Origin of the sequence: Pseudomonas sp. FP2254 (assembly GCF_030687695.1) — a bacterium.
Taxonomy (GTDB): domain Bacteria; phylum Pseudomonadota; class Gammaproteobacteria; order Pseudomonadales; family Pseudomonadaceae; genus Aquipseudomonas; species Aquipseudomonas quebecensis.
In genome coordinates this window covers 4,503,657-4,529,037 of record NZ_CP117444.1, presented here as the reverse complement: position 1 = coordinate 4,529,037, position 25,381 = coordinate 4,503,657, and the positions used below count along the sequence as shown (strand labels likewise).

Below are 25,381 nucleotides of genomic sequence, written 5' to 3'. Positions count from 1 at the left end.
GGCCCTGATGAGTGAGGATTCAGTACCATGGCTTACAGTGAAAAGGTCATCGACCACTACGAAAACCCCCGCAACGTCGGCAAGATGGACGCGGAAGACCCGGATGTAGGCACCGGCATGGTCGGCGCTCCGGCGTGCGGCGATGTCATGCGCCTGCAGATCAAGGTTAACGATGCCGGCGTTATCGAAGACGCCAAGTTCAAGACCTACGGTTGCGGTTCGGCCATCGCCTCCAGCTCCTTGGCGACTGAATGGATGAAAGGCAAGACCCTGGATGAGGCTGTAACCATCAGCAACACTCAGCTGGCCGAAGAACTGGCCTTGCCGCCCGTGAAAATTCACTGCTCGGTACTCGCTGAAGACGCCATCAAGGCGGCCGTTCGCGACTACAAGCAGAAGAAAGGCTTGATCTAAGCATTTGGCGACGAGTAAGGAGTCAACGATGGCTATCAGCATGACAGAAGCGGCTGCGCGGCACGTGCGACGCTCCCTGGATGGGCGCGGTAAAGGTGAGGGGATTCGTCTGGGTGTTCGCACCACGGGCTGTTCCGGCCTTGCCTACGTGCTGGAGTTTGTCGACGAGGTGGTTGCGGAAGATCAGGTGTTCGAGAGTCACGGCGAGAAAGTGATTATCGACCCCAAGAGCCTGACCTACCTGGACGGCACCGAACTCGATTTCGTCAAGGAAGGGTTGAACGAAGGTTTCAAGTTCAACAACCCCAACGTCCGCGGTGAATGTGGCTGCGGCGAAAGCTTCAACATCTGAGGCTATTCGTGGGTACTCCTTGTCATTTCGCTTTATTCGAGTTGCAGCCGAGCTTTCGGTTGGACCTTGAGCAGCTTGCCACGCGCTACCGAGAGTTGGCGCGTGGGGTGCATCCGGACCGCTTTGCCGACGGTTCCGAGCGCGAGCAACGCCTGGCCCTGGAGCAATCGGCCAGTCTCAACGAAGCCTATCAGACCCTCAAGAGTCCGCCGAAACGCGCGCGCTATCTGCTCGCGATGAACGGTGGCGAGTTGCCCCTGGAAGTCACGGTGCACGATCCCGACTTCCTGATGCAGCAGATGCAGTGGCGCGAAGAGCTCGAAGAGTTGCAGGACGAAGCCGATCTGGCGGGTGTCGCGGTCTTCAAGCGTCGACTGAAAACGGCCCAGGATGAGCTCAACGAAAGCTTCGCAGCCTGTTGGGATGACGCAGCGCAACGTGAACAGGCCGAACGCCTGATGCGGCGCATGCAGTTCCTCGACAAGCTCTCCTACGAAGTGCGCCAGCTGGAAGAGCGCCTCGACGATTAACCCAGCGCTGCCCCGTTGCACGCCTGATTGACAGATAAGACCTGATTACCATGGCTCTACTGCAGATCGCCGAACCCGGCCAAAGCCCTCAACCGCACCAGCGACGCCTGGCGGTGGGGATTGACCTGGGCACCACCAATTCCCTGGTTGCTGCCTTGCGCAGCGGCCTGTCCGAGCCGTTGCCCGATGCCGATGGCCAGGTGATCCTGCCGTCTGCCGTGCGTTACCACGCCGATCGCGTCGAGGTCGGCGAATCCGCCAAGCTCGCGGCCTCGGCCGACCCGCTCAATACCGTGCTGTCGGTCAAGCGCCTGATGGGCCGTGGTCTGTCCGATGTGAAACAATTGGGTGACCAACTGCCTTATCGGTTTGTTGGCGGTGAGTCCCATATGCCATTCATCGACACCGTCCAGGGGCCGAAAAGCCCGGTGGAAGTGTCGGCAGAAATCCTCAAGGTGCTGCGCCAGCGCGCGGAAACAACCCTGGGCGGCGAGTTGGTCGGCGCGGTGATCACCGTGCCCGCGTACTTCGATGACGCGCAGCGTCAGGCCACCAAGGATGCGGCGAAGTTGGCCGGTCTCACTGTGCTGCGTTTGCTCAATGAGCCGACCGCGGCGGCCGTTGCCTATGGCCTGGACCAGCACGCCGAAGGCTTGGTCGCCATTTATGACCTGGGCGGCGGCACCTTTGATATCTCGATCCTGCGCCTGACCGGCGGTGTCTTCGAAGTGCTGGCCACCGGCGGCGACAGTGCCCTGGGCGGCGATGACTTCGATCACGCGATTGCGGGCTGGATCATCACCAGCGCTGGCTTGTCCGCCGATCTCGATCCAGGCGCGCAACGCAACCTGTTGCAAACGGCCTGTGCGGCAAAAGAAGCGTTGACTGACGCCGCATCCGTTGAAGTTTCCTACGGCGCCTGGTCGGCTCAACTGACTCGCGAGGCCTTCGATGCGCTGATCGAGCCGATGGTTGCCCGCAGCCTCAAGGCTTGCCGCCGCGCCGTACGTGATTCTGGTATCGAGCTCGAAGACGTGGGCGCAGTGGTGATGGTAGGCGGCTCCACCCGCGTTCCACGGGTCCGTGACGCCGTAGCAGAGGCGTTTGGCCGCCAGCCACTGACCGAAATCGACCCGGACCAGGTGGTCGCCATCGGCGCCGCCATCCAGGCCGATACCCTGGCAGGCAACAAGCGCGATGGCGGCGAATTGCTGCTGCTTGACGTGATTCCGTTGTCGCTGGGCCTGGAAACGATGGGTGGGCTGATGGAAAAGGTGATTCCGCGCAACACCACCATCCCCGTCGCCCGCGCCCAGGATTTCACCACGTACAAAGACGGCCAGACGGCCATGATGATTCACGTGCTCCAGGGCGAGCGCGAACTGATCAGCGATTGCCGCTCCCTGGCGCGCTTCGAATTGCGCGGCATTCCGGCGATGGTCGCCGGAGCTGCCAAGATTCGCGTGACCTTCCAGGTCGACGCCGATGGCCTGCTGAACGTGGCCGCGCGCGAACTGGGATCGGGCGTTGAAGCCAGTATCCAGGTCAAACCGTCCTACGGCCTCACCGACGGCGAAATCGCCAAGATGCTCAAGGATTCGTTCCAGCACGCCGGCGACGACAAGGTCGCCCGTGTGCTGCGCGAGCAGCAAGTGGATGCCCAGCGCCTGCTCGAAGCGGTGCAGGGGGCGCTGGACGCCGATGGTGAGCGCCTGCTGGACGCCGAAGAGCGCATGGTCATCGACCTGCAGATGCAGGAACTGGCCGAACTGATGAAGGGTAACGATGGTTATGCCATCGAGCAGCAGACCAAGCGTCTGTCGCAAGTCACCGATGCCTTTGCCGCCCGCCGTATGGATCAGACGGTCAAAGCCGCGCTGGCGGGCCGCAACCTGAATGAAATTGAGGAATAACTGATGCCGCAGGTCACTTTTCTACCGCACGCCGAGCATTGCCCGGACGGCATGGTCGTGGAGGCTGAGACCGGCAAGTCCCTTCTCGATGTCGCGCATGACAACCATATCGAGATCGAAAGTGCCTGTGGTGGCGTCAACGCGTGCACCACCTGCCACTGCATCATTCGTAAAGGTTTTGATAGCCTCAACGAGGCCGATGACCTGGAAGAAGACTATCTTGACAGGGCGTGGGGCCTTGAACCGACATCGCGCCTGAGCTGCCAGGCAAAAGTGGGAACTGAAGACCTCACCGTGGAAATCCCGAAATATTCGCTCAACCATGCGGCCGAAGCACCGCATTGATTCAAGGAAATGTCATGAGCCTGAAATGGGTTGATGTACAAGAAATCGCTATACAACTTGCTGAAGCTCACCCTGAGGTCAATCCTCTAACGGTCAACTTCGTCAAGTTGCGCAATTTGGTGTTGGAGCTGCCTGACTTTGACGACGTCCCGGACCGGGGCGGCGAAAAGGTTCTGGAGGCGATTCAAGGCCTGTGGATCGAAGAAGCAGACTGAGTCGCCTTTTTACGCAGTTAGGCAATACCCAATAACCCGCGTATAATTCGCGGGTTTAATTTTTCGTAAATTACCGTTTCTGGAGTTACACCATGGCTGTTCAACGTACTTTCTCCATCATCAAGCCTGACGCTGTTGCAAAAAACGTCATCGGCGAGATCACCACTCGTTTCGAAAAAGCCGGCCTGAAGGTTGTAGCCTCCAAGCTCAAGCAACTGTCCAAGGCTGAAGCTGAAGGCTTCTACGCTGAACACAAAGAGCGTGGTTTCTTCGGCGACCTGGTTGCTTTCATGATCTCCGGTCCAGTTGTCGTCCAGGTTCTGGAAGGCGAAAACGCTATCGCTCTGAACCGTGAGCTGATGGGCGCTACCAACCCTAAAGAAGCTGCTGCCGGTACCATCCGCGCCGATTTCGCTGAATCCATCGACGCCAACGCCGTACACGGTTCGGACTCCGAAGCCGCTGCTGCTCGCGAAATCTCGTACTTCTTCGCCGCTACCGAAGTAACCACTCGCTAAGCATCGGCTTAAGAGTGAAGGTGAATCCATGACTACATCGACTGTAAAAACCAACCTGCTGGGTCTGACTCAACAGGAAATGGAAAAATTCTTCGACTCAATCGGGGAGAAGCGTTTCCGTGCCGGTCAGGTAATGAAGTGGATTCACCACTTTGGCGTCGACGATTTCGACGCCATGACGAACGTCAGCAAAGCCTTGCGCGACAAGCTCAAGGCCATTGCCGAGGTGCGTGGTCCCGAAGTGGTCAGCGAGGACATTTCCAGCGACGGCACCCGTAAGTGGGTGGTGCGCGTGGCGTCCGGCAGCTGCGTCGAGACCGTTTATATCCCCCAGGGCAAGCGCGGCACACTGTGCGTTTCGTCCCAGGCAGGCTGTGCCCTGGATTGCAGTTTCTGCTCCACCGGCAAGCAAGGTTTCAATAGCAACCTCACCGCCGCCGAAGTGATCGGACAGGTGTGGATTGCCAACAAATCCTTTGGCAGCGTCCCGGCGACCGTCGACCGTGCCATCACCAACGTGGTGATGATGGGCATGGGTGAGCCGCTGCTGAACTTCGACAATGTCGTCTCGGCCATGCATTTGATGATGGACGACCTGGGCTACGGCATCTCCAAGCGCCGTGTGACCCTCTCGACCTCCGGCGTGGTGCCGATGATCGATGAGCTGTCCAAGCACATCGACGTCTCCCTGGCGTTGTCGCTGCATGCACCTAATGACGCATTGCGTAACCAATTGGTGCCGATCAACAAGAAGTATCCGCTTAAGATGCTGCTCGAATCCTGTCAGCGCTACATGTCGTCCCTGGGCGAAAAGCGCGTGCTGACCATCGAGTACACCTTGCTCAAGGACATCAACGACAAGGTCGAACACGCCGTCGAGATGATCGAGCTGCTTAAGAACATCCCGTGCAAGATCAACCTGATTCCGTTCAACCCGTTTCCCCATTCTGGCTACGAGCGGCCGAGCAACAACGCCATCCGTCGTTTCCAGGATCAACTGCACCAGGCCGGCTTCAATGTCACCGTACGCACCACCCGTGGTGAAGACATCGACGCCGCCTGTGGCCAATTGGTAGGACAGGTGCTGGATCGCACCCGACGCAGCGAACGTTATATCGCGGTACGCGAGCTGAGCGCCGCCGACGATATGCCGCAAAGCGCTGTGAATCGAACCTGAGAGAGGATCTCTATGCCCTTGCGCCTTGCGCTGCTTCTGTTGATTTTCGGTCTTGCGGCCGGGTGTGTTTCATCGGGCCATGACAGCCCGTTGCAAACCGGCAAGGGCCGTGATGAAGCGCGAGTCGCTTATGTACAGCTGGGGTTGGGCTACTTGCGCCAGGGCATGAGCGAGCAAGCCAAGGTGCCGTTGAGAAGGGCCTTGGAGCTGGACGACAACGATGCCGACGCCAACGCCGCGCTCGCACTGGTGTTTCAGGCCCAGGCCGAGCCGGAACTGGCCGACGGGTATTTCCACAAGGCATTGGCTGCTCGTCCTGCCGACCCGCGGCTACTGAACAACTACGGCAGCTTCCTGTTCGAGCAGAAACGCTATGAGCAAGCTGCGCGTTATTTTCAGCAAGCGAGTGCCGATACCCTCTATCCTGAACGTTCGCGGGTGTTCGAAAACCTTGGAGTCGCCTCGATGCGCCTCGGCCAGCGTGAAAACGCTCGCCAGCACCTGGAAAAAGCCCTGCATTTGAACGCCCTTCAGCCCCGTGCCTTGCTTGAAATGGCTGAGTTGTCCTACGAAGACAGGCATTATGTGCCGGCGCGTGACTATTACGAGCGTTTTAGCCTGCTCAGCGGGCAAAATGCACGTAGTCTATTGCTCGGCGTGCGCCTGGCGACGGTTCATGAAGAACGCGACACGGCCGCACGATTTGGCCAGCAACTCGAACGACTCTATCCCGGTACCCCGGAATATCAGCAATACCTGTCGGAGCAATGATGAAAGCGGCGCACCCGGAAGTTGTAGCAGCTAATCGCGTAAACCCAGGCGAGACCTTGCGTCAGGCCCGCGAAAGCAATGGTTGGTCGCTGGCGGAAGTGGCCCTCAAGCTCAATTTGACCACAACGTCCCTGGCCAACCTGGAAGCCGGCGCGTTCGATAAGCTGCCAGGGCACACCTTTGCCCGTGGCTATATCCGCGCTTATGCCAAATTGCTGGGCATCGACCAGGCCGTGCTGGTCCAGGAATTCGATCAGTTTACCGGTACCGACTCTCAGGGCAGCAGCGTGCATGGCCTGGGGCGAATCGAAGAGCCGGTGCGCGTTTCCCACACTATTTTGCGAATTGTCAGCCTGTTGCTGCTGATCGCCGTTATCGGCGGCGGTTTTGTCTGGTGGCAGGACCAAACGTCCCAGCGCACCAAGGACATGACCAGTAATGCCATGGAGCACGTCGAAGTCGAAAGCGCCGACGGCACCACCCAGATTCATCCGTTGGACGAGCCGGAAGACCAGGCCGTTGTAGAAGGGCAGGGCGTCGCTGAGGCGCCGCCCGCCACTGAGCAACCCGCGCCGCAAACCACCCCGGCCCCTGCTGCAAACGCCCCGGCGCCCGCGCCGGCGAACTCCGCGACGCCGGCTGCGCCGACGGTACAGGCCCATGTTCCCGCTGCTCCGGTACAGGCCCCGGCAACGACCGCGCCCGTCGCTCCTGCAGCCCCGGCGATTTCACCGCCCACCACGCCTGCGCTGATTGCCGGTGACGGGCGAGTACAGATCACCTTCATCGCTGATTGCTGGACGCAGATCACCGATGGCAATGGCAAAGTGCTGTTTAGCGGTCTCAAGCGTAAGGGAGATACGCTTGACCAGGGCGGCAAGCCTCCTTTGACGCTGCGTCTGGGCTATGCCCGTGGCGCGCAAGTGGCCTACAACGGCCAGCCTGTGGACGTGGCGCCGTTCACCAGTGGCGAGACCGCTCGCCTCAAGTTGGGACAATAGTCATGCACGGCGAATCTCCAATCAAACGTCGCGTATCGCGCAAGATCTGGGTCGGCTCGGTGCCGGTGGGCGGCGATGCTCCCATCGCGGTGCAGAGCATGACCAACAGCGACACCAATGACGTGGCCGCCACGGTTGCACAGATCAACCGCCTGGAAGCCGCCGGCGTTGACATCGTTCGCGTGTCGGTGCCGGACATGGACGCCGCCGAGGCGTTCGGCCGTATCAAGCAACTGGTCAAGGTGCCGTTGGTGGCCGACATCCACTTTGACTACCGCATTGCGTTGCGCGTCGCCGAATTGGGTGTGGATTGCCTGCGCATCAACCCAGGCAACATCGGCCGCGAAGACCGTGTGCGCGCGGTGGTGGATGCTGCGCGTGATCGTGGCATCCCGATCCGTATCGGCGTCAACGCCGGTTCCCTGGAAAAAGACCTGCAGAAGAAGTACGGCGAGCCCACCCCGGCGGCCCTGGTTGAATCGGCGCTGCGCCATGTCGAGCACCTGGAGCGCCTGAATTTCCAGGACTTCAAGGTCAGCGTAAAAGCCTCCGACGTGTTCATGGCGGTAGAAGCCTACCGTTTGCTGGCCAAGGAAATTGTGCAGCCGCTGCACCTGGGTATCACCGAAGCGGGCGGTTTGCGCTCAGGCACAGTGAAATCTGCGGTGGGTCTCGGTATGCTGCTCGCCGAAGGGATTGGCGATACTATCCGCATCTCCCTGGCGGCAGACCCGGTAGAGGAAGTGAAGGTCGGCTACGACATTCTCAAGTCCCTGCATTTGCGTTCCCGTGGCATCAACTTCATCGCTTGCCCAAGTTGCTCGCGGCAGAATTTCGACGTGGTGAAAACCATGAACGATCTGGAAGGGCGTCTCGAAGACTTGCTGGTTCCGCTGGATGTGGCGGTGATCGGTTGTGTGGTCAACGGACCTGGCGAAGCCAAGGAAGCGCATATCGGCTTGACCGGTGGTACACCGAACCTGATTTACATCGACGGCAAGCCGTCGCAGAAGTTAACGAATGACAATCTGGTGGATGAGCTCGAAAGGCTGATTCGCCAGAAAGCGGCCGAGAAGGTCGCGGCTGACGCAGCGCTGATCGCGCGCGGCTAAGAACGAATTTAAGGATTTGATGTGAGCAAGTCTCTGCAAGCCATTCGTGGCATGAACGACATCCTGCCCGACCAGACGCCGCTGTGGCGCTACGTCGAAGGGACCGTCGCGCGCCTGCTGGATAACTACGGTTACAAGCAGATCCGCATGCCGATTGTGGAATTCACCGAGCTGTTCAAGCGCTCCATCGGTGAAGTCACCGACATCGTCGAAAAAGAGATGTACACCTTTGAAGACCGCAACGGTGACTCCCTGACCCTGCGTCCGGAAGGCACGGCCGCGTGCGTGCGCGCGGTGCTCGAACATGGTCTCACTGGTGGCGGCCAGCCGCAGAAACTGTGGTACATCGGCCCGATGTTCCGTCACGAGCGCCCGCAGAAAGGCCGTTATCGTCAGTTTCACCAGATCGGCCTTGAAGTGTTCAACCTCGATGGCCCCGACATCGACGCCGAGCTGATCGTGCTGACCTGGCGCCTGTGGGGCATGCTGGGGATTCGCGATGCGGTCAAGCTTGAACTCAACAGCCTGGGCACCAGCGAGTCCCGGGGCCGCTACCGCGAAGCCCTGGTCGAGTTCCTGTCGGCGCGCCTGGATCAGTTGGACGAAGACAGCCAGCGCCGCCTGAAAACCAACCCGCTGCGTGTGCTGGACACCAAAAACGCCGATACCCAGGCAGTTCTGGTCGATGCGCCGAAAATGGCCGATTACCTGGACGACGAATCCCGCACGCACTTCGAGGGGCTCAAGGCTCGCCTGGATGCGGCCGGTATTCCCTACGTGATCAACCCTAAGCTGGTACGCGGCCTGGACTACTACAGCAAGACCGTATTCGAATGGGTCACCGACAAGCTCGGTGCCCAGGGTACCGTGTGCGCCGGTGGACGTTACGATGGCCTGGTCGAGCAGATGGGCGGCAAGCCGACCACCGGCGTAGGTTTTGCCATGGGCATCGAGCGGCTGATCCTGATGCTGGAAACCCTGGAGCAGGTGCCGGAAGACATTTCGCGGCAGGTGGACGTGTACCTGTGCGCCTTCGGCGAGGCTGCCGAACTGGCGGCCCTGACCCTGAGCGAAAAGGTGCGCGATCAGTTGCCCAACCTGCGTCTGCAGATCAACGCCGGCGCCGGCAGCTTCAAGAGCCAGTTCAAGAAAGCCGACAAGAGCGGTGCGTTGTATGCATTGATCCTGGGCGACGACGAACTGGCCCAGCAAGTGATAGGTTTCAAACCCCTGCGTGGTCAGGGTGAGCAACAGAACATTGCCTTTGATGCGCTCGCTGCGCACTTGGCCACCTGCGTCGTGCAGGGTTGAAGCTGTCGAACAGCCGAATTTAGCGATTAAAGGAGTATTGGGGTGTCGAGTACTGATGATGAGCAGTTGGCCGAGTTCAAGGACTGGTGGCAGCGTAATGGCAAGCCCCTGGTTACCGGCGGCCTGCTGGCTTTAGTGGTGGTGTTCGGCTGGCAAGCCTGGACCAAGTATCAGGCCAACCAGTCCCAAGGCGCCTCGATTCTCTATCAGCAATTGCTGGAAACCTCCCTGACGCCGGACGGCAAGCCTGATCAGGCTCGAGTCATCTACCTGGCCGGTAAGCTCAAGAGCGACTTCGGCGGTAGTACCTATGCCCAGTACGGCAGCCTGTTCGTCGCGAAGGTTGCGGTGGATGCCGGCAAGCTGGATGAGGCAGCCACCGAGCTGAAATCCATCGTCGACAAGCCGACCAACCCGATCCTGGGTGAAATCGCACGTCAGCGCCTGGCTCAGGTGATGGCGGCACAGAACAAGCCGGACGATGCACTTAAACTGCTCGACGGCGATGCAGACAAGGCATTTGTAGCCACTCGCGAAGAGCTCAAGGGCGACCTGCTGGTCCAATTGGGTCGTACCGACGAAGCGAATGCTGCGTACCAGAAAGCCAAGGCGGCGCTGTCTGATGAAGCGGCGGTCGGTGGCTTACAAATCAAGCTCGACGACTTGGCCAAAGGGGATGCGTGACGTGATCCGTTGGAAACATGCAGCATTGCTGGCTCTGGCCGTTCTGGCCGCGGGTTGCAGCAGCAACAGTAAGAAAGAATTGCCTCCGGCCGAGCTGACCAGCTTCAAGGAAGAAGTGGTCCTGCAAAAGCAGTGGAGCCGCTCCATCGGTGACGGCCAGGGTGAAACCTACAACATGCTGGTGCCGGCCATCGACGGTGCAAACATCGTGGCCGCGGACGTCACCGGCGTGGTGATCTCCATGGATCGCATGAACGGCGACGTGAAGTGGAAGAAAGACCTCGAACTGCCGGTATCCGGTGCGGTCGGCGTGGGCTATGGCCTGGTGATGCTCGGCACGCTCAAGGGCGAAGTCGTGGCCCTGGACTCCAGCACCGGTGAAGAGAAATGGCGCGCTCGCGTGACCAGTGAAGTGCTCGCACCGCCTGCCACCAATGGTGACGTGGTGGTTGTACAGACCCAGGACGACCGTGTGATTGGCCTGGACGCCAGCACTGGCGAACAGCGCTGGTTGTACGACAGCACCCCGGCGGTGCTGACGCTGCGCGGTACCAGTGGTCCGATTGTGACCAACAATCTGGCCGTGGTAGGCCTGTCGACCGGTAAAGTGGTCGCCCTCGATACCCAGAACGGCGTACCGGCCTGGGAAACCCGTGTGGCGATTCCTCAAGGTCGTTCCGAGCTGGACCGCGTCGTGGACATCGATGGTGGCTTGCTGCTGTCGGGTGAAACACTCTATGTCGCCACTTATCAGGGCCGTGTCGCGGCGCTGGACCTGCAGAGCGGTCGTGTGAACTGGCAGCGTGATGCTTCCAGCTACGCCGGTGTTGCCCAAGGGTTTGGCAGCGTTTACGTCAGCCTGGCGTCGGGCACCGTTGAAAGTGTCGACGAGCGCACCACCACCGCACTCTGGAGTAATGACTCGCTGGCTCGCCGCCAGCTGTCGGCACCGGAAGTGTTCTCCAGCTACGTAGCGGTCGGCGACTTCGAAGGCTACCTGCACCTGCTGAGCCAGGTGGACGGTCGCTTTGTCGGTCGCGAGCGTATCGACAGCGACGGCCTGCGTGCGCGTCCGCTGGTGGTGGGTAACATGCTTTATGTGTATGGCAACAGCGGCAAGCTGGAAGCCCTGACCATCAAGTAAAGGTTTGACTATGCTTGGGGTTACCCCCAGGCGGCCCTGCTTCGGCAGGGCATGCGGCATATCAAATGCCGCCCCGAGCACCAGCCGCTGCCCTGCAGCGGCTTTTGTATTTTCTGAAATAACGAAGTGGAGAGCCGCATGGTTCCCGTAATCGCCCTGGTGGGCCGACCTAACGTCGGCAAGTCCACCTTGTTCAACCGCCTGACCAGGACTCGCGACGCCATTGTCGGCGACTTGTCCGGTCTGACCCGTGATCGCCAATACGGTGAGGCAAAGTGGCAAGGGCGCTCCTACATTATTGTCGACACCGGTGGTATCTCCGGTGACGAGCATGGCATGGACGAAAAAATGGCCGAGCAGTCGCTGCTGGCCATCGAAGAAGCCGATGTCGTGTTGTTCCTGGTGGATGCCCGTGCGGGCTACACCGCTGCCGACCAGATGATCGGCGAGCACCTGCGCAAGCGCAATAAACGCTCCTACTTGATCGCCAACAAGATCGACAACATCGATCCTGAGCAGGCCCGTGCCGAGTTCAGCCCTATGGGTCTGGGCGATGCGATCCCGATCGCCGGCGCCCACGGTCGCGGTATCACCCAGATGCTGGAAATCGCTCTGCGCGATTTTCCCAAGGATGATGTCGAGGAAGAAGACGGCGAAGAAGAGATTGTTGCAGAAGGCGAGGAAGCCAAGCGCATTCCTGGTCCGAGCGAAAAAGACGGTATCAAGATCGCCATCATCGGTCGCCCTAACGTCGGCAAGTCGACTCTGGTCAACAGGATGCTCGGCGAAGACCGCGTCATCGTCTACGACCAGCCCGGCACCACTCGCGACAGTATCTACATCCCGTTCGAGCGTAACGACGAGAAGTACACGCTGATCGACACCGCCGGTGTGCGCAAGCGCGGCAAGATCCACGAGGAAGTTGAAAAGTTCTCCGTGGTCAAGACCCTGCAGGCCATCAAGGACGCCAACGTGGTGATCTTTGTGATGGACGCCCGTGAAGGCGTGGTGGACCACGACCTGAACCTGCTGGGTTTTGCCCTGGAGGCCGGTCGTGCTCTGGTTATCGCAATCAACAAGTGGGACGGCATGACGCCGAGCGAGCGCGATTTCGTCAAGATCGAGCTGCAGCGTCGCCTGTTCTTCGTTGAGTTCGCGGATATTCACTTCATCTCGGCGTTGCATGGCACCGGCGTGGGTAACCTTTACGCCTCCGTCCAGAACTCGTTCAAGTCTGCGGTCACCCGCTGGCCGACCAACCGTCTGACCCAGATCCTGGAAGATGCGGTAGGCGAGCATGCGCCGCCGATGGTCAACAACCGCCGGATCAAGCTGCGTTATGCCCACCTGGGGGGTGCCAACCCGCCGATTATCGTGATCCACGGTAACCAGATCGAGAAGGTGCCCAAGTCGTACGTGCGTTACCTGGAGAACACCTACCGTCGTGTCTTGAAACTGGTTGGTACGCCGATTCGCATCGAGTTCAAGGGCGGCGAGAACCCATACGAAGGCAACAAGAACACACTGACTGACCGTCAGGTGAACAAGAAGCGTCGTTTGATGACTCACCACAAGAAAGCCGACAAAAAGCGCCGCGACAAGCGCTGATATCGACTTCGCAGAAAGGGCTCTTGATGAGCCCTTTTTTGTGCGCGTCGGTTTGTGCCTTGACCCCATGGGGTTCGCAGCTTAAAACTTGGGACTTATTCGCAGGGGCCTAAGATGATCATCAGCAAACTGCCAACGGTCGGCACGACCATTTTCACCACCATGTCGCAACTCGCCGCCGAAACGGGCGCGCTCAACCTGTCCCAGGGTTTTCCCGATTTCAATGCGCCTCAAGGCCTGCTCGACGCGGTGGGCAGGCACGTGGGGGCCGGGCACAACCAATATTCTCCCATGACTGGCCTGCCGGCCCTGCGCCAGCAAGTGGTCGCCAAGATCGCCCGCAGCTATGGCGCCACGGTCGATCCTGACACTGAGGTCACCATCACCCCCGGGGCCACCGCGGCGATCTTCTGCGCGATTCAGGCGGTGATTCGCAACGGCGATGAAGTCATTGTGTTCGACCCGTGCTACGACAGCTACGTGCCCTCTGTGGAACTGGCCGGCGGCCGGTGCGTGCGGGTGCAATTGAACCTGCAGGGCTTTGCACTCGACTTTGAGCGGATCAAGGCCGCACTCTCGCCACGCACGCGCATGATCATCCTCAACACCCCGCATAACCCAACCGGTGCGCTGATCAGCCGCGCTGAGCTGGACCAATTGGCTGAATTAATCCGCGACCGCGATATCTACCTGCTCAGCGACGAAGTCTACGAGCATTTGGTATTCGATGGCGCGGCCCACGTCAGCGTGCTGGCTCACGAAGAGCTGTATGCGCGCGCCTTCGTGATCAGCTCATTCGGCAAGACCTACCACGTGACCGGCTGGAAAACCGGCTATGTGGTAGCGCCACCCGACCTCACGGCCGAGTTGCGCAAAGTGCATCAGTACGTCAATTTCTGCTGCGTGACGCCGTTGCAGTTCGCGTTGGCCGACTTTATGGCCGATCATCCAGAGCATGTCGACGAATTGCCGGGGTTCTATCAGGCCAAGCGCGACCTGTTCTGCGATCTGCTGGCACCGTCGCGTTTCACCTTTACCCGGGTGGCCGGAACCTACTTCCAGCTGGTGGATTACTCCCGGATACGCCCCGACCTGGACGACGTCGCCATGTCCCTGTGGATGACCCGCGAGCATGGCGTGGCGAGCATACCTATCTCGGTGTTCTACCAGAACCCGCCCAAAGAGCAGCGCCTGGTGCGCCTGTGCTTTGCCAAACGCGAGGAGACGCTGCGCCATGCAGCTGAAAAACTATGCGTGATCTGACCGCACTGCCCGATCTGAATATCGCCCTGGTCCAGACCACCTTGGCCTGGCATGACCGCCAGGCCAACCTTGAGCATTTCGAGCCGCTGCTGGCGCAGGCCGGCAGTGCCGATCTGATCGTACTGCCGGAGATGTTCACCACCGGTTTTTCCATGGATTCGCACGCCCTCGCCGAGCCGGAAAACGGCCCCACTCAGCGCTGGTTGCAAGCTCAGGCGGCGAAACACAACGCGGTGATTACCGGCAGCGTGATTATCCAGGCGGCTGACGGCAGCCATCGTAACCGCCTGCTGTGGGTGCGGCCGGATGGTGAAGTGCTGCACTACGATAAGCGTCATCTGTTCCGTATGGCCGGTGAGCACAATCACTACACGCCCGGCGAGCGCCAGGTGCAGTTCGAGTTGAAGGGCTGGCGTATTCGCCCATTGATTTGCTACGACTTGCGCTTCCCGGTGTGGAGCCGCGACGCCCAGGACACTGACTTGCTGCTGTACACCGCCAATTGGCCGGGAGCGCGGCGTCAGCACTGGAATCGATTATTGCCGGCGCGGGCCATCGAAAACCTGTGTTACGTGGCGGCGGTGAATCGAGTGGGTACCGACGGCAAAGGCTTCGCCTACACCGGCGATAGCCAGGTATTGGACTTCCAGGGCGAGACTCTGCTCAGTGCGGGAGAGGCTGACGGGGTGTTTGAGGTGAAGCTGGATGCGGCGGAGTTGGCCGCATATCGCACCCGGTTTCCGGCGAACCTGGATGCCGATAGTTTTCAGTTCGTCTGACGGACCGCTATCGGGGGCAAGCCCCCTCCCACAGGTTGATCTGTGGACCGTTCAAAATGTGGGTGGGGCTCGCCCCCGATGAGTCCCCGACAATCAACCTAAATTTGCCACTCAATAAAAAGGCCCCTGGATTCACACCCAGGGGCCTTCAGCACTCAGCGGCCATCGTTTACGCCGCTTTTGCTTCCTGCTGGCTCAACGAGCGGTTCAGCGCACTGAACAGCGCCTTGAAGCTGGCCGTGGTGATGTTCTCATCGATGCCCACGCCATGCACCGGGCGTTCGCCGTTCACACGCAGTTCGATGTAGGCCGCCGCCTTGGCGTTGGTGCCTGCGCCGATTGCATGTTCGTTGTAGTCCATGATTTCCACGCCAATCGGCAGGCCAGCCACCAGGGCTTCCAGTGCGCCGTTGCCCTTGCCCTTCCAGTGCAGGTTGGTTTCGCCCTGGCCTTTGCCCGAGACTTCCACTTCGACAAAGCTGTTGCCGTTTTCTTCCTGCAGGCGATGGCTGACCAACGCATACGGCGTGTTGGCTTGCAGGTATTCACGTTGCAGCAAGGCGTAGATCTGCGGTGCGGTCATCTCCAGGCCCACGCGATCGGTTTCGGCCTGTACCACCTGGCTGAACTCGATCTGCATGCGGCGCGGAAGGCTGATGTCGTATTCCTGCTCCAGCAGGTAAGCAATACCGCCTTTGCCCGACTGGCTGTTTACGCGAATCACCGCCTCGTAGCTGCGGCCGATGTCGGCCGGGTCAATCGGCAAATACGGCACTTCCCACAGGGCGTCGTCTTTCTGCTGGGCGAAGCCCTTGCGGATTGCGTCCTGGTGAGAGCCGGAGAACGCGGTGTGCACCAGATCGCCAACGTACGGGTGGCGTGGATGTACCTGGATCTGATTGCACTCCTCAACGACTTTGCGCACGCCGTCGATGTCGGAGAAGTCCAGTTGCGGATCGAGTCCCTGGGTGTACATGTTCAAGGCCACCGTGACCAGGTCGACGTTACCGGTCCGCTCGCCGTTGCCGAACAGGCAGCCTTCGACACGATCCGCGCCAGCCATCAGGCCCAGCTCGGTAGCCGCCACGCCGGTGCCACGGTCGTTGTGGGTGTGCAGGCTGATGATCACGCTGTCGCGACGATTGATATGGCGACCGAACCATTCGATCTGGTCGGCATAGATGTTCGGCGTGGCGCATTCCACGGTGGCCGGCAGGTTGAGGATCACCTTGTGCTCCGGCGTCGGGTTCCACACCTCGATCACGGCATCGCAGACTTCCTTGGCAAACTCCAGTTCGGTGGCGCTGAACGTCTCGGGGGAATACTCGAACGTCCACTGGGTTTCCGGCTGCTGGGCGGCGTATTTGACGAACAGCTTGGCGGCATTGACCGCAATCGCCTTGACTCCGTCCTTGTCCTGGTTGAACACGATGCGGCGGAACGACGGCGAGGTGGCGTTGTACAAATGCACGATGGCTTTCTTGGCACCGCGCAGGGATTCGAAGGTGCGCGCGATCAAGTCTTCACGGCCCTGGGTCAGCACCTGGATGGTGGTGTCCTCGGGGATATGGTTGTCTTCGATCAGGGTGCGCACGAAATCGAAGTCGGTCTGCGAAGCGGCCGGGAACGATGCCTCGATTTCCTTGACGCCCACGGCGACCAGCGTCTTCCAGAAGCGCAGCTTTTTCACTGCATCCATCGGTTCGATCAGCGACTGGTTGCCATCACGCAGATCGGAACTGCACCAGATCGGCGCGGCAGTGATGGTTTTCGACGGCCAGGTGCGGTCCGGGAGATCGATGGTCGGGAACGCGCGGTATTTCGAAGACGGGTCTTTGAGCATGCTCATCGGGGAATCCTTTGTGTCGGGGCCGAAAAGAGGCGGCCTGCCGTGGAACTGTTATTGGAGATAAAGCACAAGACGAGGCAGATCGATTCAGCCTGGCAGTCGTGCGCTGACAAGGCACAGGCTGCGGTGCTGGCGGAGCTGGATGAGGGTGTGAGAGGTTTTCATAGGCTCAACCCTAACCGTCGAGGTGAATGATGGCAAGCAGTCGAAAAAAATTGATAGAAGTTCTTCGATTGAGGATGAATGCGAGATTTTATGGTTGTAATAATTGAATTATCTGGTTTTTATTGCGCGCCGATTATCATGCGCGCAATCGATGCCCTCAAGGCTGGAACGCGCCGATAAAGATCGCCGGGTCCACCCGCGCGTCGTTCAGGCTGACGTTCCAGTGCATGTGAGGCCCGGTCGCGCGGCCGGTTGATCCGACTTTGCCCACCACCGCACCTCGCACCAGTTGCTGGCCGACCTTCACGTCCACCGCCGACATGTGGCAGAACATGCTGATAAAACCTTGGCCGTGATCGACGAACACCGTATTGCCATTGAAGAAGTAATTGCCCACCAGGATCACCTTGCCATTGGCCGGTGTCTTGATCGGCGTACCGGCGGGCACCGCGAAGTCCAGGCCCGAATGCGGGTTGCGCTCCTCGCCGTTGAAAAAGCGGCGCACGCCGAACTTACTCGACAATGGACCATTGACCGGCTTGTCCAGTATCAAATTGCTCGGCAGGTTCGGGCTGAAGCTGCGGTAAGCCTTGATCTGCACCGCAAGCTCGGCTTCGATCCGCTTGAGCTGCGCCGGAGCAGGGTTGACCTGGCTTTTGTTTTTCAAGGTGATGCGCTGTTCCGGGTACTTTTTATAGCCGACGATAAACGGCAGGCTGCGTCCGCCGCTGCTGATGCGCTCGTTGCCGGGCTTGACCGTCAGCGGAATGCCGACAATCGCCAGCCAGCTGTCCTGTTCCTTGATCACCAGCACCGGTTTGCCTTGATACGTGGCTTTGGGCGCCGCTGCCGAAGGGCCCAGTTCGACCACCGCGACGCCTCCCGGCACCGGCTTGTTCAGGGTGCGGCTGATGTAACTGTCGGCGTGGGCGTTAAAGGCGAGGCACAGCAGCATCAACAGGCTAAAAAGACGTGGCATCGATCAATCCAATAGCGAAAGGGTAACGGGTGTCAGGTGGTTGTCTTCCACCCGTACTTGCAATTGGCCTTCACCGAGCCTGGCGGTGAGGCGTTGGCCGGTGTGGGTTTGCGCGGCGCTGCGAATGGCTTGGCCGCGCTCATCCAGGAGGATGCTGTAACCACGGCCCAGGGTGGCCAGCGGGCTGACCACCTGCAGCGTCTGCACCTGGCTTTGCAGCTGCAGGCGACGCGCCTTGAGGCCTTCGCGCATGGCGCGCGGCAACCGTTCGGCGAGGCTGTCCAGGCGCTGGCGCAACAGGGCCAGTTGGCGCCCCGGATGCTGGCCGGCGAGGCGGGTTTCCAGGCGTATCAAGCGCTCGCGACGGGTGTTGAGGCTGCGCTCGAAAGCGCGGCGCAGGCGCATGTCCAGATCGTCCAGGCGTTGGGCCTGCTGGCGCAGGCGTTCGCCGGGGTGACGCAGGCGGCGGGCCATACCCTCGACACGCAAGCGGTCGTGTCGCAGGCGGTTGCGCATCAGCATCACCAGGCGCCGGTGCAGGTTTTCGACCTGGCGTACCAGATGGCTTGAATCCGGTGCCAGCAATTCGGCGGCAGCGGACGGTGTGGGCGCGCGTACGTCAGCCACGAAGTCGCTGATCGACACATCGGTCTCATGGCCGACGGCGCTGACAATCGGTGTCACACAGGCATCCACCGCGCGGGCCACGGCTTCTTCGTTAAAGCACCAGAGGTCTTCCAGCGAACCGCCGCCACGGGCCAGGATCAGTGCGTCGAAGCCGCGTGCATCGGCCAGCTTCAGCGCCCGCACAATCTGCGGGATCGCTTCGCGGCCCTGCACGGCGGTGGGGATCAACGTCAGTTGCACCTGCGGCGCTCGGCGGCGGAACACGCTGATGATGTCGCGGATCACCGCACCGGTGGGCGAGCTGATAATGCCGATGCGCTGCGGGTGCGCCGGCAGAGGCACTTTGCGCTCGGCGCTGAACAGGCCTTCGGCGCTGAGTTTTTCCTTCAGCGCGTCGAAAGCCAGGCGCAGCGCGCCGTCACCGGCGGGCTCCACGGTGTCGAGAATCAATTGGTAGTCGCCACGGCCTTCGAACAACGAGACCTTGCCGCGCACCTTCACCGCCAGGCCGTCCTTCAATGCCTGGCGTACCCGTGCGGCGTTACTGCGAAACAACGCGCAACGCACCTGGGCGCCACTGTCCTTGAGGGTGAAATACACATGGCCGGAGGCCGGGCGGGCGAGGTTGGAGATCTCACCTTCGACCCAGATATTGGTGAACACATCTTCCAGCAACACCCGCGCGCGGCCGTTGAGCTGGCTGACTGTCAGGACTTCGCGGTCCAGGCCCAGGCGGGCAAACGGGTCTTTAATCATGGCAGGAGGTCTTTAATCATGGACGGCAGTTTATAGGCATTCGTGCAGCGTTTGGCAGAATTGCTCAACCAGCGCGCTCGGCGCCTGATGGCAGGCCAGAGCCACGGTGCTGAGGCTGTCCGGCTCGGCCAGGGTTAAAAAGTGCAGGTTGGCGGGGGCAATGTCCTGCATGAATTTTGGTAACAGGGCAATACCGAACCCGGCCTGGATCAACTGCAACTGCGTGGTCTTGCGCGACATCACCCGAGCCGCCTTGGGGAAAAATCCTGCGCGCATGCACAGTTCGGCTGACAGATAACTCAGGCCACCGCGTTGCGGATGGGGGATTGAGATAAACGCCTCATCCCGCAACCGCGCCAGCTCAATGGGCGCATCACAGCCCGCCAGCGCATGGCCCGCCGGCACCGCCAGCATCAAGGGCTCGCTGTATAAAGGCGCTACGCGCACACCTTCGCGCTGGCGCAACACCGGCAAGCGCAGCAGGCCAATGTCCAGGCGACCGTCGGCGATCTCGGCCAATTGCGCCTCGGAGGACATCTTGACGATATCCACCGACGCCCCAGGGCAGCGTTCCAGCCAGGTACTGATGCCGCGCAGCAGCGCTCCGCTCATCGGCACGGTGCTCGAGTGGCTCAGACGCAGTGTGCCGACCTGGCCGTTGCCGATCTGGGTCGCCACTTCACCGGCCTTGTGCAGTTCGCTCAGCAAGTTGCGCGCTCGCGGATAGAAGGCCGCGCCCGCTGCCGTCAGCTTTGGCTGGCGCGCCGTGCGCTCGAACAGCGGCGTCTGCAGTTGGGTCTCGAGCGCCTTGATCTGTCGGCTCAAGGCCGACTGCGCGACGAACAGGCGTTCGGCCGCGGCACTGAAGCTGCCGCTGTCGGCGATTTCAACGAAGTAGCGCAATTGGCGAGTGGAAATCACACGTCATGCCTTTTTGAGATGACTGAAAGGTTTTGAAGATGTTAGTCGCAACGCTCGTCGATGGCTAAAGTGAACGCCATCTCTTGCAAGGAATCTCCCATGGGCCCGGTCGAGCTGATGAGTCAGTGGTCGTTCAGCGGTTTGGAGTGGTTGGTCATCGGCCTGGGCGTGGCGGTTGCCTATATCGTGTTCGGTATCGCCGGCTTTGGCACGGCGCTGGTAGCCGGGCCGGTACTGATTATGTTCATGCCGCTGTCGAAGATCATCCCGCTGTTGGTGCTGCTGGACTTTGTCGCGGCGTTTGGCGGTTTGCTGCAAACCCGACGCGATGTGAGCAAGCCTGAGTTACTGCGCCTGCTGCCGTGCATGGCCATCGGGTGCACACTGGGCGTGGTGTTTTTGCTCAATCTGCATTCCGACCTTCTTTTACTGTTGATGGGGGTGTTTATCAGCGCTTACGCCCTCTACAGCCTGGCGATCAAGGCGCGCCCGACACAGTTGGCGACGGGCTGGTCGATCCCGATGGGCACGGTCGGCGGGCTGTTCGGTGCGCTGTTTGGCAGCGGCGGTTTTTTGTATGCGATCTATCTCAACAGTCGTTTGCCCAAGGACGCGGCGCGCGCCACCCAGAGCGCGTTGATCAGTTGCAGCACTGTGGTGCGCCTGAGCCTGTTCCTGGTGGCCGGGGTGTATGCGGACTTACCGTTGTTGCTATTGGCGGTGTGCTTGTTACCGGCGATGGCATTGGGGTTGTGGACAGGGCGCAGACTGACGATGCGTCTGTCACGGGAAGCGTTCGTGCGGTTGGTGACGTGGCTGGTGCTGGCCAGCGGCATTGCGTTGATTGGTCGGTATTTGAGTACTTGACCTGATTTCTTCAGGGATTAAGCTGCCGTCCTCCCGGGCGTCATCGCGGGCAAGCCCGGCTCCCACCTAGGAATGCAATCAACTGTGGGAGCCGGCCTTGTCCGCGATGAGGCCAGAAGCCACACCGCAGGACTCCCATGAACTCCCAAAGCATCCTTGTTCCGAAAATCTCCACTTTGCCCGTGCACGAGCCCCGCGCCCGGGCGATTGTGCGCTGGCTGGTGCGCAAGAACATCGTCAAGGAAGAACTGACCACCTGTGGCCGTACCGGCAACCGCATGGGTTATGCCCTGGCCGATGGAGCGCGTGCCGTGGTGCTGTACCCCGAAGCACTGCCGTTCAACGAGCCGGTCAATGGCCTGGAGATCATCTACAAACGTTGTATCTACACGCCCGCCAAGGGCTTTCTTGGAGAAGCCGGCTGCCCTGAATGCCGTCGTGAGGTAGGGGAGGCGCTGTTCGAGAGCCTGGAAGACTGGATGCCCGGCCATACCGACAACTTCACTTGCCCGCTGTGCGGGCATGAAGATGACATCAACGGGTTTCTGTTCCTGCAGGAATGCGGATTTTCCAACCTGGGTTTCATCTTCAATAACTGGGCCGAAGCAGGCTTCAAGCAGAGTTTTATCGACGAGTTTGCCGATTGGCTGGATCAGAAGATCAGCTGGGTCAAGGTCGAGCTTTAATCCATCTATCAGTATTACCAAGTTTGTCAGAGTTTTACATTGAGCCGGGCAGGGTGCATGTATATAATGGCGCGCTTCCATTTTCCCGCTCGGGAGCCCCCGCGATGCTGCGTATCAGCCAAGAAGCTCTGACATTCGACGACATTCTCCTAGTGCCCGGTTATTCCGAGGTGCTTCCTAACGAAGTCAGTCTCAAGACCCGCCTAACCCGTGGCATCGAGCTGAATATTCCCCTGGTTTCCGCTGCCATGGACACCGTCACCGAAGCCCGTCTGGCCATCGCCATGGCTCAGGAAGGCGGCATCGGCATCATCCACAAGAACATGACCATCGAGCAGCAGGCTGCCGAAGTGCGCAAGGTCAAGCGTTACGAAGCCGGTGTGGTGAAGGATCCGATCACCATCGAAGCCGACGCTACCGTGCGTGACCTGTTCGACCTGACCCGCCTGCACAACATCTCCGGCGTTCCGGTACTGCACGATGGCGACCTGGTCGGCATCGTCACTTCCCGTGACGTGCGTTTCGAGAACCGTCTTGAAGTCACCGTCCGCGAAGTGATGACCCCGAAAGAGCGCCTCGTGACTGTCAAGGAAGGCGCCGACAAGAACGACGTGCGCGAACTGCTGCACAAGCACCGCATCGAGCGCGTGCTGATCGTCGACGACAAATTCGCCCTCAAAGGCATGATGACCGTCAACGACATCGAGAAAGCCAAGGCTTACCCACTGGCCAGCAAGGATGACCAAGGTCGTCTGCGGGTCGGCGCCGCCGTCGGCACCGGTAAAGACACCGGCGACCGCGTTGCAGCCCTGGTCGCTGCCGGTGTCGACGTAGTCGTGGTGGACACCGCCCACGGTCACTCCAAAGGCGTGATCGACCGCGTGCGCTGGGTCAAACAGAATTTCCCTGACGTGCAGGTGATCGGCGGCAACATCGCCACCGGCGCTGCCGCCAAGGCCCTGGCCGAAGCTGGCGCCGACGCCGTCAAGGTCGGTATCGGCCCTGGCTCGATCTGCACCACCCGTATCGTTGCCGGTGTAGGCGTGCCGCAGATCAGCGCCATCGCCAACGTCGCCGCTGCCCTTGAAGGCACCGGCGTGCCGTTGATCGCCGACGGTGGCATCCGTTTCTCCGGTGACCTGTCCAAGGCCATCGTAGCCGGTGCTTCCTGCGTGATGATGGGCTCGATGTTCGCCGGTACTGAAGAAGCGCCGGGCGAAATCGAGCTGTTCCAGGGTCGCTCGTACAAGGCTTACCGTGGCATGGGTTCGCTGGGCGCCATGTCCCAGGCGCAAGGTTCTTCCGACCGTTACTTCCAGGACTCCTCGGCAGGCGCCGAGAAGCTCGTACCGGAAGGCATCGAAGGCCGTGTGCCGTACAAGGGCACCCTGAGCGCCATCATCCATCAACTGATGGGTGGCCTGCGCTCCTCGATGGGCTACACCGGCAGCGCCGACATCGAAGAAATGCGCACCAAGCCAGAGTTCGTACGGATCACCGGCGCCGGCATGGCTGAATCCCATGTCCACGACGTGCAGATCACCAAGGAAGCGCCAAACTATCGGGTCGGCTGATGCCGACAGCTATAAGCCACAAGTTATAAGCTGCAAGCGGGGCTGTATTCGTACAGCTACCGCGCGGCTTCCGATTACTTGCAGCTTGCAGCTTGAAGCTTGCAACTGCTCTTCAGAGTTTCTCTCATGGCCCTCGACATTCACGCCCACCGCATCCTGATCCTCGACTTCGGTTCCCAGTACACCCAACTGATCGCCCGCCGCGTGCGTGAAATCGGTGTGTATTGCGAACTGCATCCGTTCGACATGGACGACGAAGCGATCCGCGAATTCGCCCCTAAAGGCGTCATCCTCGCCGGCGGCCCCGAGTCCGTGCACGAAGCCAACAGCCCGCGTTGCCCGCAGGCGGTATTCGACCTGGGCGTGCCGGTCTTCGGTATCTGCTACGGCATGCAGACCATGGCCGAGCAGCTGGGCGGCAAGGTTGAAGGTTCCGAGCTGCGTGAATTCGGTTATGCCCGTGTCGACGTGGTCGGCAAGAGCCGCCTGCTGGACGGCATCGAAGACCACATCGACGCCGACGGCCTGTTCGGCCTCGACGTGTGGATGAGCCACGGTGACAAAGTCACCAAGATGCCGGAAGACTTCCACATCCTGGCCAGCACCCCGAGCTGCCCTATCGCCGGCATGTTCAGCGACGAGCGTCGTTACTACGGCGTGCAGTTCCACCCGGAAGTGACCCACACCAAGCAAGGCGGGCGCATCCTGTCGCGCTTCATCCTCGACATCTGCGAGTGTGAAGCCCTGTGGACCCCGTCGAAGATCGCTGAAGACGCCATCGCCCAAGTACGCGCCCAGGTCGGCACCGACAACGTGCTGCTCGGCCTGTCCGGCGGCGTTGACTCCTCCGTGGTTGCTGCGTTGCTGCACAAGGCCATCGGCGACCAACTGACCTGCGTGTTCGTCGACAACGGTCTGCTGCGCCTGCACGAAGGCGAGCAAGTGATGGCCATGTTCGCCGAGAACATGGGTGTCAAAGTGATCCGCGCCAACGCCGAGGAGCAGTTCCTCAACAACCTGGCCGGCGAGTCCGACCCGGAGAAGAAGCGCAAGATCATCGGTCGCACCTTCATCGACGTGTTTGATGCCCAGTCGAGCAAACTGGACAACATCAAGTACCTCGCCCAGGGCACTATCTACCCCGACGTGATCGAGTCGGCCGGCGCCAAGAGCGGCAAGGCCCACGTGATCAAATCCCACCACAACGTGGGTGGCCTGCCGGAGGAAATGAACCTTAAGCTGGTCGAGCCATTGCGCGAACTGTTCAAGGACGAAGTCCGTCGTCTGGGCCTGGAATTGGGCCTGCCGTACGACATGGTCTACCGCCACCCCTTCCCAGGCCCGGGCCTGGGCGTGCGCATCCTCGGTGAAGTGAAGAAGGAATACGCCGACCTGCTGCGTCGCGCCGATCACATCTTCATCGAAGAACTGCGCAAGGCCGACTGGTACCACAAAGTCAGCCAGGCCTTCGTGGTGTTCCAACCGGTGAAATCGGTTGGCGTGGTCGGCGATGGCCGTCGTTACGCCTGGGTTGTGGCCCTGCGTGCGGTGGAAACCATCGACTTCATGACTGCTCGTTGGGCGCATCTGCCGTACGAACTGCTGGAGACTGTCAGCGGCCGTATCATCAATGAGATCGAAGGTATTTCGCGCGTTACTTATGACGTGTCGAGCAAGCCGCCGGCGACGATTGAGTGGGAATGATCGGGCGTTTGTTAGATTGCTTCCCTGAGTCAAAAAGTAAAAAAGCCCGCGTAATTGCGGGCTTTTTTACTTTCAGGTATGCCAATATCACTGCTTTAAGAACCACTAGGTCACCC

At 60.3% G+C, this 25,381-nt stretch carries 25 protein-coding genes; 21 read left to right on the top strand and 4 right to left on the bottom strand.

What is annotated here, in order from left to right; all coding sequences use genetic code 11:
- Positions 1-27 precede the first annotated feature (27 nt).
- The 17 genes from iscU (at position 28) to PSH94_RS20745 (ending at position 15,137) form a co-directional block, all read left to right on the top strand.
- Positions 28-414 (top strand): Fe-S cluster assembly scaffold IscU, encoded by a 387-nt coding sequence (iscU, locus tag PSH94_RS20825; protein WP_028617851.1) that lies wholly within the window; start codon positions 28-30, stop codon positions 412-414.
- 28 nt (positions 415-442) lie between these two features.
- Positions 443-766: an iron-sulfur cluster assembly protein IscA gene (gene iscA, locus PSH94_RS20820; RefSeq protein WP_010565230.1), complete on the top strand. Its 324-nt coding sequence runs from the start codon at positions 443-445 to the stop codon at positions 764-766.
- Positions 767-774: 8 nt separating this feature from the next.
- Positions 775-1,296, top strand: coding sequence for a co-chaperone HscB (gene hscB, locus PSH94_RS20815; RefSeq protein WP_305435654.1), 522 nt, complete (start codon positions 775-777; stop codon positions 1,294-1,296).
- Positions 1,297-1,346: 50 nt separating this feature from the next.
- The gene (hscA, locus tag PSH94_RS20810) at positions 1,347-3,209 is read left to right on the top strand and encodes a Fe-S protein assembly chaperone HscA (protein ID WP_181078664.1); all 1,863 of its coding nucleotides are present in this window, start codon (positions 1,347-1,349) and stop codon (positions 3,207-3,209) included.
- A 3-nt stretch (positions 3,210-3,212) separates the two neighbouring features.
- Complete coding sequence (fdx, locus tag PSH94_RS20805; protein ID WP_005791182.1) at positions 3,213-3,554, top strand: ISC system 2Fe-2S type ferredoxin; 342 nt, start codon at positions 3,213-3,215, stop codon at positions 3,552-3,554.
- A gap of 14 nt (positions 3,555-3,568) precedes the next feature.
- Positions 3,569-3,769, top strand: a complete 201-nt coding sequence (gene iscX, locus PSH94_RS20800; RefSeq protein ID WP_034100428.1) for a Fe-S cluster assembly protein IscX — start codon at positions 3,569-3,571, stop codon at positions 3,767-3,769.
- Positions 3,770-3,861: 92 nt separating this feature from the next.
- Complete coding sequence (gene ndk, locus PSH94_RS20795) at positions 3,862-4,287, top strand: nucleoside-diphosphate kinase (RefSeq protein ID WP_034100426.1); 426 nt, start codon at positions 3,862-3,864, stop codon at positions 4,285-4,287.
- 28 nt (positions 4,288-4,315) lie between these two features.
- A complete protein-coding gene (gene rlmN, locus PSH94_RS20790) occupies positions 4,316-5,464 on the top strand; it encodes a 23S rRNA (adenine(2503)-C(2))-methyltransferase RlmN (RefSeq protein WP_034100424.1) in 1,149 nt (382 codons plus the stop codon).
- A gap of 12 nt (positions 5,465-5,476) precedes the next feature.
- Complete coding sequence (pilW, locus tag PSH94_RS20785; RefSeq protein ID WP_253509276.1) at positions 5,477-6,235, top strand: type IV pilus biogenesis/stability protein PilW; 759 nt, start codon at positions 5,477-5,479, stop codon at positions 6,233-6,235.
- Positions 6,235-7,236, top strand: coding sequence for a RodZ family helix-turn-helix domain-containing protein (locus tag PSH94_RS20780; RefSeq protein ID WP_181078661.1), 1,002 nt, complete (start codon positions 6,235-6,237; stop codon positions 7,234-7,236). Before pilW ends, PSH94_RS20780 begins: the two co-directional genes overlap by 1 nt.
- A 2-nt stretch (positions 7,237-7,238) precedes the next feature.
- Positions 7,239-8,348 carry a flavodoxin-dependent (E)-4-hydroxy-3-methylbut-2-enyl-diphosphate synthase gene (ispG, locus tag PSH94_RS20775; protein WP_181078659.1) on the top strand — a complete coding sequence of 370 codons (1,110 nt, stop codon included), beginning with the start codon at positions 7,239-7,241 and terminating at the stop codon, positions 8,346-8,348.
- Positions 8,349-8,369: 21 nt separating this feature from the next.
- Complete coding sequence (gene hisS / locus PSH94_RS20770) at positions 8,370-9,659, top strand: histidine--tRNA ligase (RefSeq protein WP_253509274.1); 1,290 nt, start codon at positions 8,370-8,372, stop codon at positions 9,657-9,659.
- 42 nt (positions 9,660-9,701) lie between these two features.
- Complete coding sequence (locus tag PSH94_RS20765; protein WP_305435653.1) at positions 9,702-10,343, top strand: YfgM family protein; 642 nt, start codon at positions 9,702-9,704, stop codon at positions 10,341-10,343.
- The gene (bamB, locus tag PSH94_RS20760) at positions 10,336-11,487 is read left to right on the top strand and encodes an outer membrane protein assembly factor BamB (RefSeq protein WP_181078653.1); all 1,152 of its coding nucleotides are present in this window, start codon (positions 10,336-10,338) and stop codon (positions 11,485-11,487) included. Before PSH94_RS20765 ends, bamB begins: the two co-directional genes overlap by 8 nt.
- A 138-nt stretch (positions 11,488-11,625) precedes the next feature.
- Positions 11,626-13,095: a ribosome biogenesis GTPase Der gene (gene der, locus PSH94_RS20755; RefSeq protein WP_181078651.1), complete on the top strand. Its 1,470-nt coding sequence runs from the start codon at positions 11,626-11,628 to the stop codon at positions 13,093-13,095.
- A gap of 114 nt (positions 13,096-13,209) precedes the next feature.
- Positions 13,210-14,358 (top strand): pyridoxal phosphate-dependent aminotransferase, encoded by a 1,149-nt coding sequence (locus tag PSH94_RS20750; RefSeq protein WP_181078649.1) that lies wholly within the window; start codon positions 13,210-13,212, stop codon positions 14,356-14,358.
- Entirely contained in the window at positions 14,346-15,137 is a 792-nt protein-coding gene (locus PSH94_RS20745) for an amidohydrolase (protein ID WP_181078647.1), read from the top strand. Before PSH94_RS20750 ends, PSH94_RS20745 begins: the two co-directional genes overlap by 13 nt.
- Positions 15,138-15,306: 169 nt before the next feature.
- On the opposite strand, the gene leuA is transcribed toward PSH94_RS20745, so the two are convergent.
- The 4 genes from leuA to PSH94_RS20725 form a co-directional block, all read right to left on the bottom strand.
- Positions 15,307-16,986, bottom strand: a complete 1,680-nt coding sequence (gene leuA / locus PSH94_RS20740) for a 2-isopropylmalate synthase (RefSeq protein ID WP_181078646.1) — start codon at positions 16,984-16,986, stop codon at positions 15,307-15,309.
- A gap of 322 nt (positions 16,987-17,308) precedes the next feature.
- Positions 17,309-18,130 (bottom strand): peptidoglycan DD-metalloendopeptidase family protein, encoded by an 822-nt coding sequence (locus PSH94_RS20735; RefSeq protein ID WP_181078644.1) that lies wholly within the window; start codon positions 18,128-18,130, stop codon positions 17,309-17,311.
- Between the two features lie 3 nt (positions 18,131-18,133).
- A complete protein-coding gene (gene xseA, locus PSH94_RS20730; protein ID WP_253509268.1) occupies positions 18,134-19,513 on the bottom strand; it encodes an exodeoxyribonuclease VII large subunit in 1,380 nt (459 codons plus the stop codon).
- A gap of 30 nt (positions 19,514-19,543) precedes the next feature.
- Positions 19,544-20,434, bottom strand: a complete 891-nt coding sequence (locus PSH94_RS20725) for a LysR family transcriptional regulator (RefSeq protein ID WP_305435652.1) — start codon at positions 20,432-20,434, stop codon at positions 19,544-19,546.
- 99 nt (positions 20,435-20,533) lie between these two features.
- Between PSH94_RS20725 and PSH94_RS20720 the strand changes: the two genes are divergently transcribed.
- The 4 genes from PSH94_RS20720 to guaA all read left to right on the top strand — a co-directional run bounded on the left by PSH94_RS20720 (position 20,534) and on the right by guaA (position 25,265).
- Positions 20,534-21,301, top strand: a complete 768-nt coding sequence (locus PSH94_RS20720; RefSeq protein WP_305435651.1) for a sulfite exporter TauE/SafE family protein — start codon at positions 20,534-20,536, stop codon at positions 21,299-21,301.
- 137 nt (positions 21,302-21,438) lie between these two features.
- Positions 21,439-21,987 (top strand): hypothetical protein, encoded by a 549-nt coding sequence (locus PSH94_RS20715; protein WP_034100393.1) that lies wholly within the window; start codon positions 21,439-21,441, stop codon positions 21,985-21,987.
- A gap of 104 nt (positions 21,988-22,091) precedes the next feature.
- Positions 22,092-23,561, top strand: a complete 1,470-nt coding sequence (guaB, locus tag PSH94_RS20710; protein ID WP_003209646.1) for an IMP dehydrogenase — start codon at positions 22,092-22,094, stop codon at positions 23,559-23,561.
- Between the two features lie 126 nt (positions 23,562-23,687).
- Positions 23,688-25,265 (top strand): glutamine-hydrolyzing GMP synthase, encoded by a 1,578-nt coding sequence (gene guaA, locus PSH94_RS20705; RefSeq protein WP_181078636.1) that lies wholly within the window; start codon positions 23,688-23,690, stop codon positions 25,263-25,265.
- Positions 25,266-25,381 lie beyond the last annotated feature (116 nt).

Bases quoted from the DNA above. Each gene is read 5' to 3' on its own strand.
- iscU (WP_028617851.1), top strand. From the start codon at position 28: ATGGCTTACAGTGAAAAGGTCATCGACCACTACGAAAACCCCCGCAAC.
- iscA (WP_010565230.1), top strand. From the start codon at position 443: ATGGCTATCAGCATGACAGAAGCGGCTGCGCGGCACGTGCGACGCTCC.
- hscA (WP_181078664.1), top strand. From the start codon at position 1,347: ATGGCTCTACTGCAGATCGCCGAACCCGGCCAAAGCCCTCAACCGCAC.
- fdx (WP_005791182.1), top strand. From the start codon at position 3,213: ATGCCGCAGGTCACTTTTCTACCGCACGCCGAGCATTGCCCGGACGGC.
- iscX (WP_034100428.1), top strand. From the start codon at position 3,569: ATGAGCCTGAAATGGGTTGATGTACAAGAAATCGCTATACAACTTGCT.
- ndk (WP_034100426.1), top strand. From the start codon at position 3,862: ATGGCTGTTCAACGTACTTTCTCCATCATCAAGCCTGACGCTGTTGCA.
- rlmN (WP_034100424.1), top strand. From the start codon at position 4,316: ATGACTACATCGACTGTAAAAACCAACCTGCTGGGTCTGACTCAACAG.
- pilW (WP_253509276.1), top strand. From the start codon at position 5,477: ATGCCCTTGCGCCTTGCGCTGCTTCTGTTGATTTTCGGTCTTGCGGCC.
- PSH94_RS20780 (WP_181078661.1), top strand. From the start codon at position 6,235: ATGAAAGCGGCGCACCCGGAAGTTGTAGCAGCTAATCGCGTAAACCCA.
- ispG (WP_181078659.1), top strand. From the start codon at position 7,239: ATGCACGGCGAATCTCCAATCAAACGTCGCGTATCGCGCAAGATCTGG.
- bamB (WP_181078653.1), top strand. From the start codon at position 10,336: ATGCGTGACGTGATCCGTTGGAAACATGCAGCATTGCTGGCTCTGGCC.
- der (WP_181078651.1), top strand. From the start codon at position 11,626: ATGGTTCCCGTAATCGCCCTGGTGGGCCGACCTAACGTCGGCAAGTCC.
- PSH94_RS20750 (WP_181078649.1), top strand. From the start codon at position 13,210: ATGATCATCAGCAAACTGCCAACGGTCGGCACGACCATTTTCACCACC.
- PSH94_RS20745 (WP_181078647.1), top strand. From the start codon at position 14,346: ATGCGTGATCTGACCGCACTGCCCGATCTGAATATCGCCCTGGTCCAG.
- leuA (WP_181078646.1), bottom strand. From the start codon at position 16,986: ATGAGCATGCTCAAAGACCCGTCTTCGAAATACCGCGCGTTCCCGACC.
- PSH94_RS20735 (WP_181078644.1), bottom strand. From the start codon at position 18,130: ATGCCACGTCTTTTTAGCCTGTTGATGCTGCTGTGCCTCGCCTTTAAC.
- xseA (WP_253509268.1), bottom strand. From the start codon at position 19,513: ATGATTAAAGACCCGTTTGCCCGCCTGGGCCTGGACCGCGAAGTCCTG.
- PSH94_RS20720 (WP_305435651.1), top strand. From the start codon at position 20,534: ATGGGCCCGGTCGAGCTGATGAGTCAGTGGTCGTTCAGCGGTTTGGAG.
- PSH94_RS20715 (WP_034100393.1), top strand. From the start codon at position 21,439: ATGAACTCCCAAAGCATCCTTGTTCCGAAAATCTCCACTTTGCCCGTG.
- guaB (WP_003209646.1), top strand. From the start codon at position 22,092: ATGCTGCGTATCAGCCAAGAAGCTCTGACATTCGACGACATTCTCCTA.
- guaA (WP_181078636.1), top strand. From the start codon at position 23,688: ATGGCCCTCGACATTCACGCCCACCGCATCCTGATCCTCGACTTCGGT.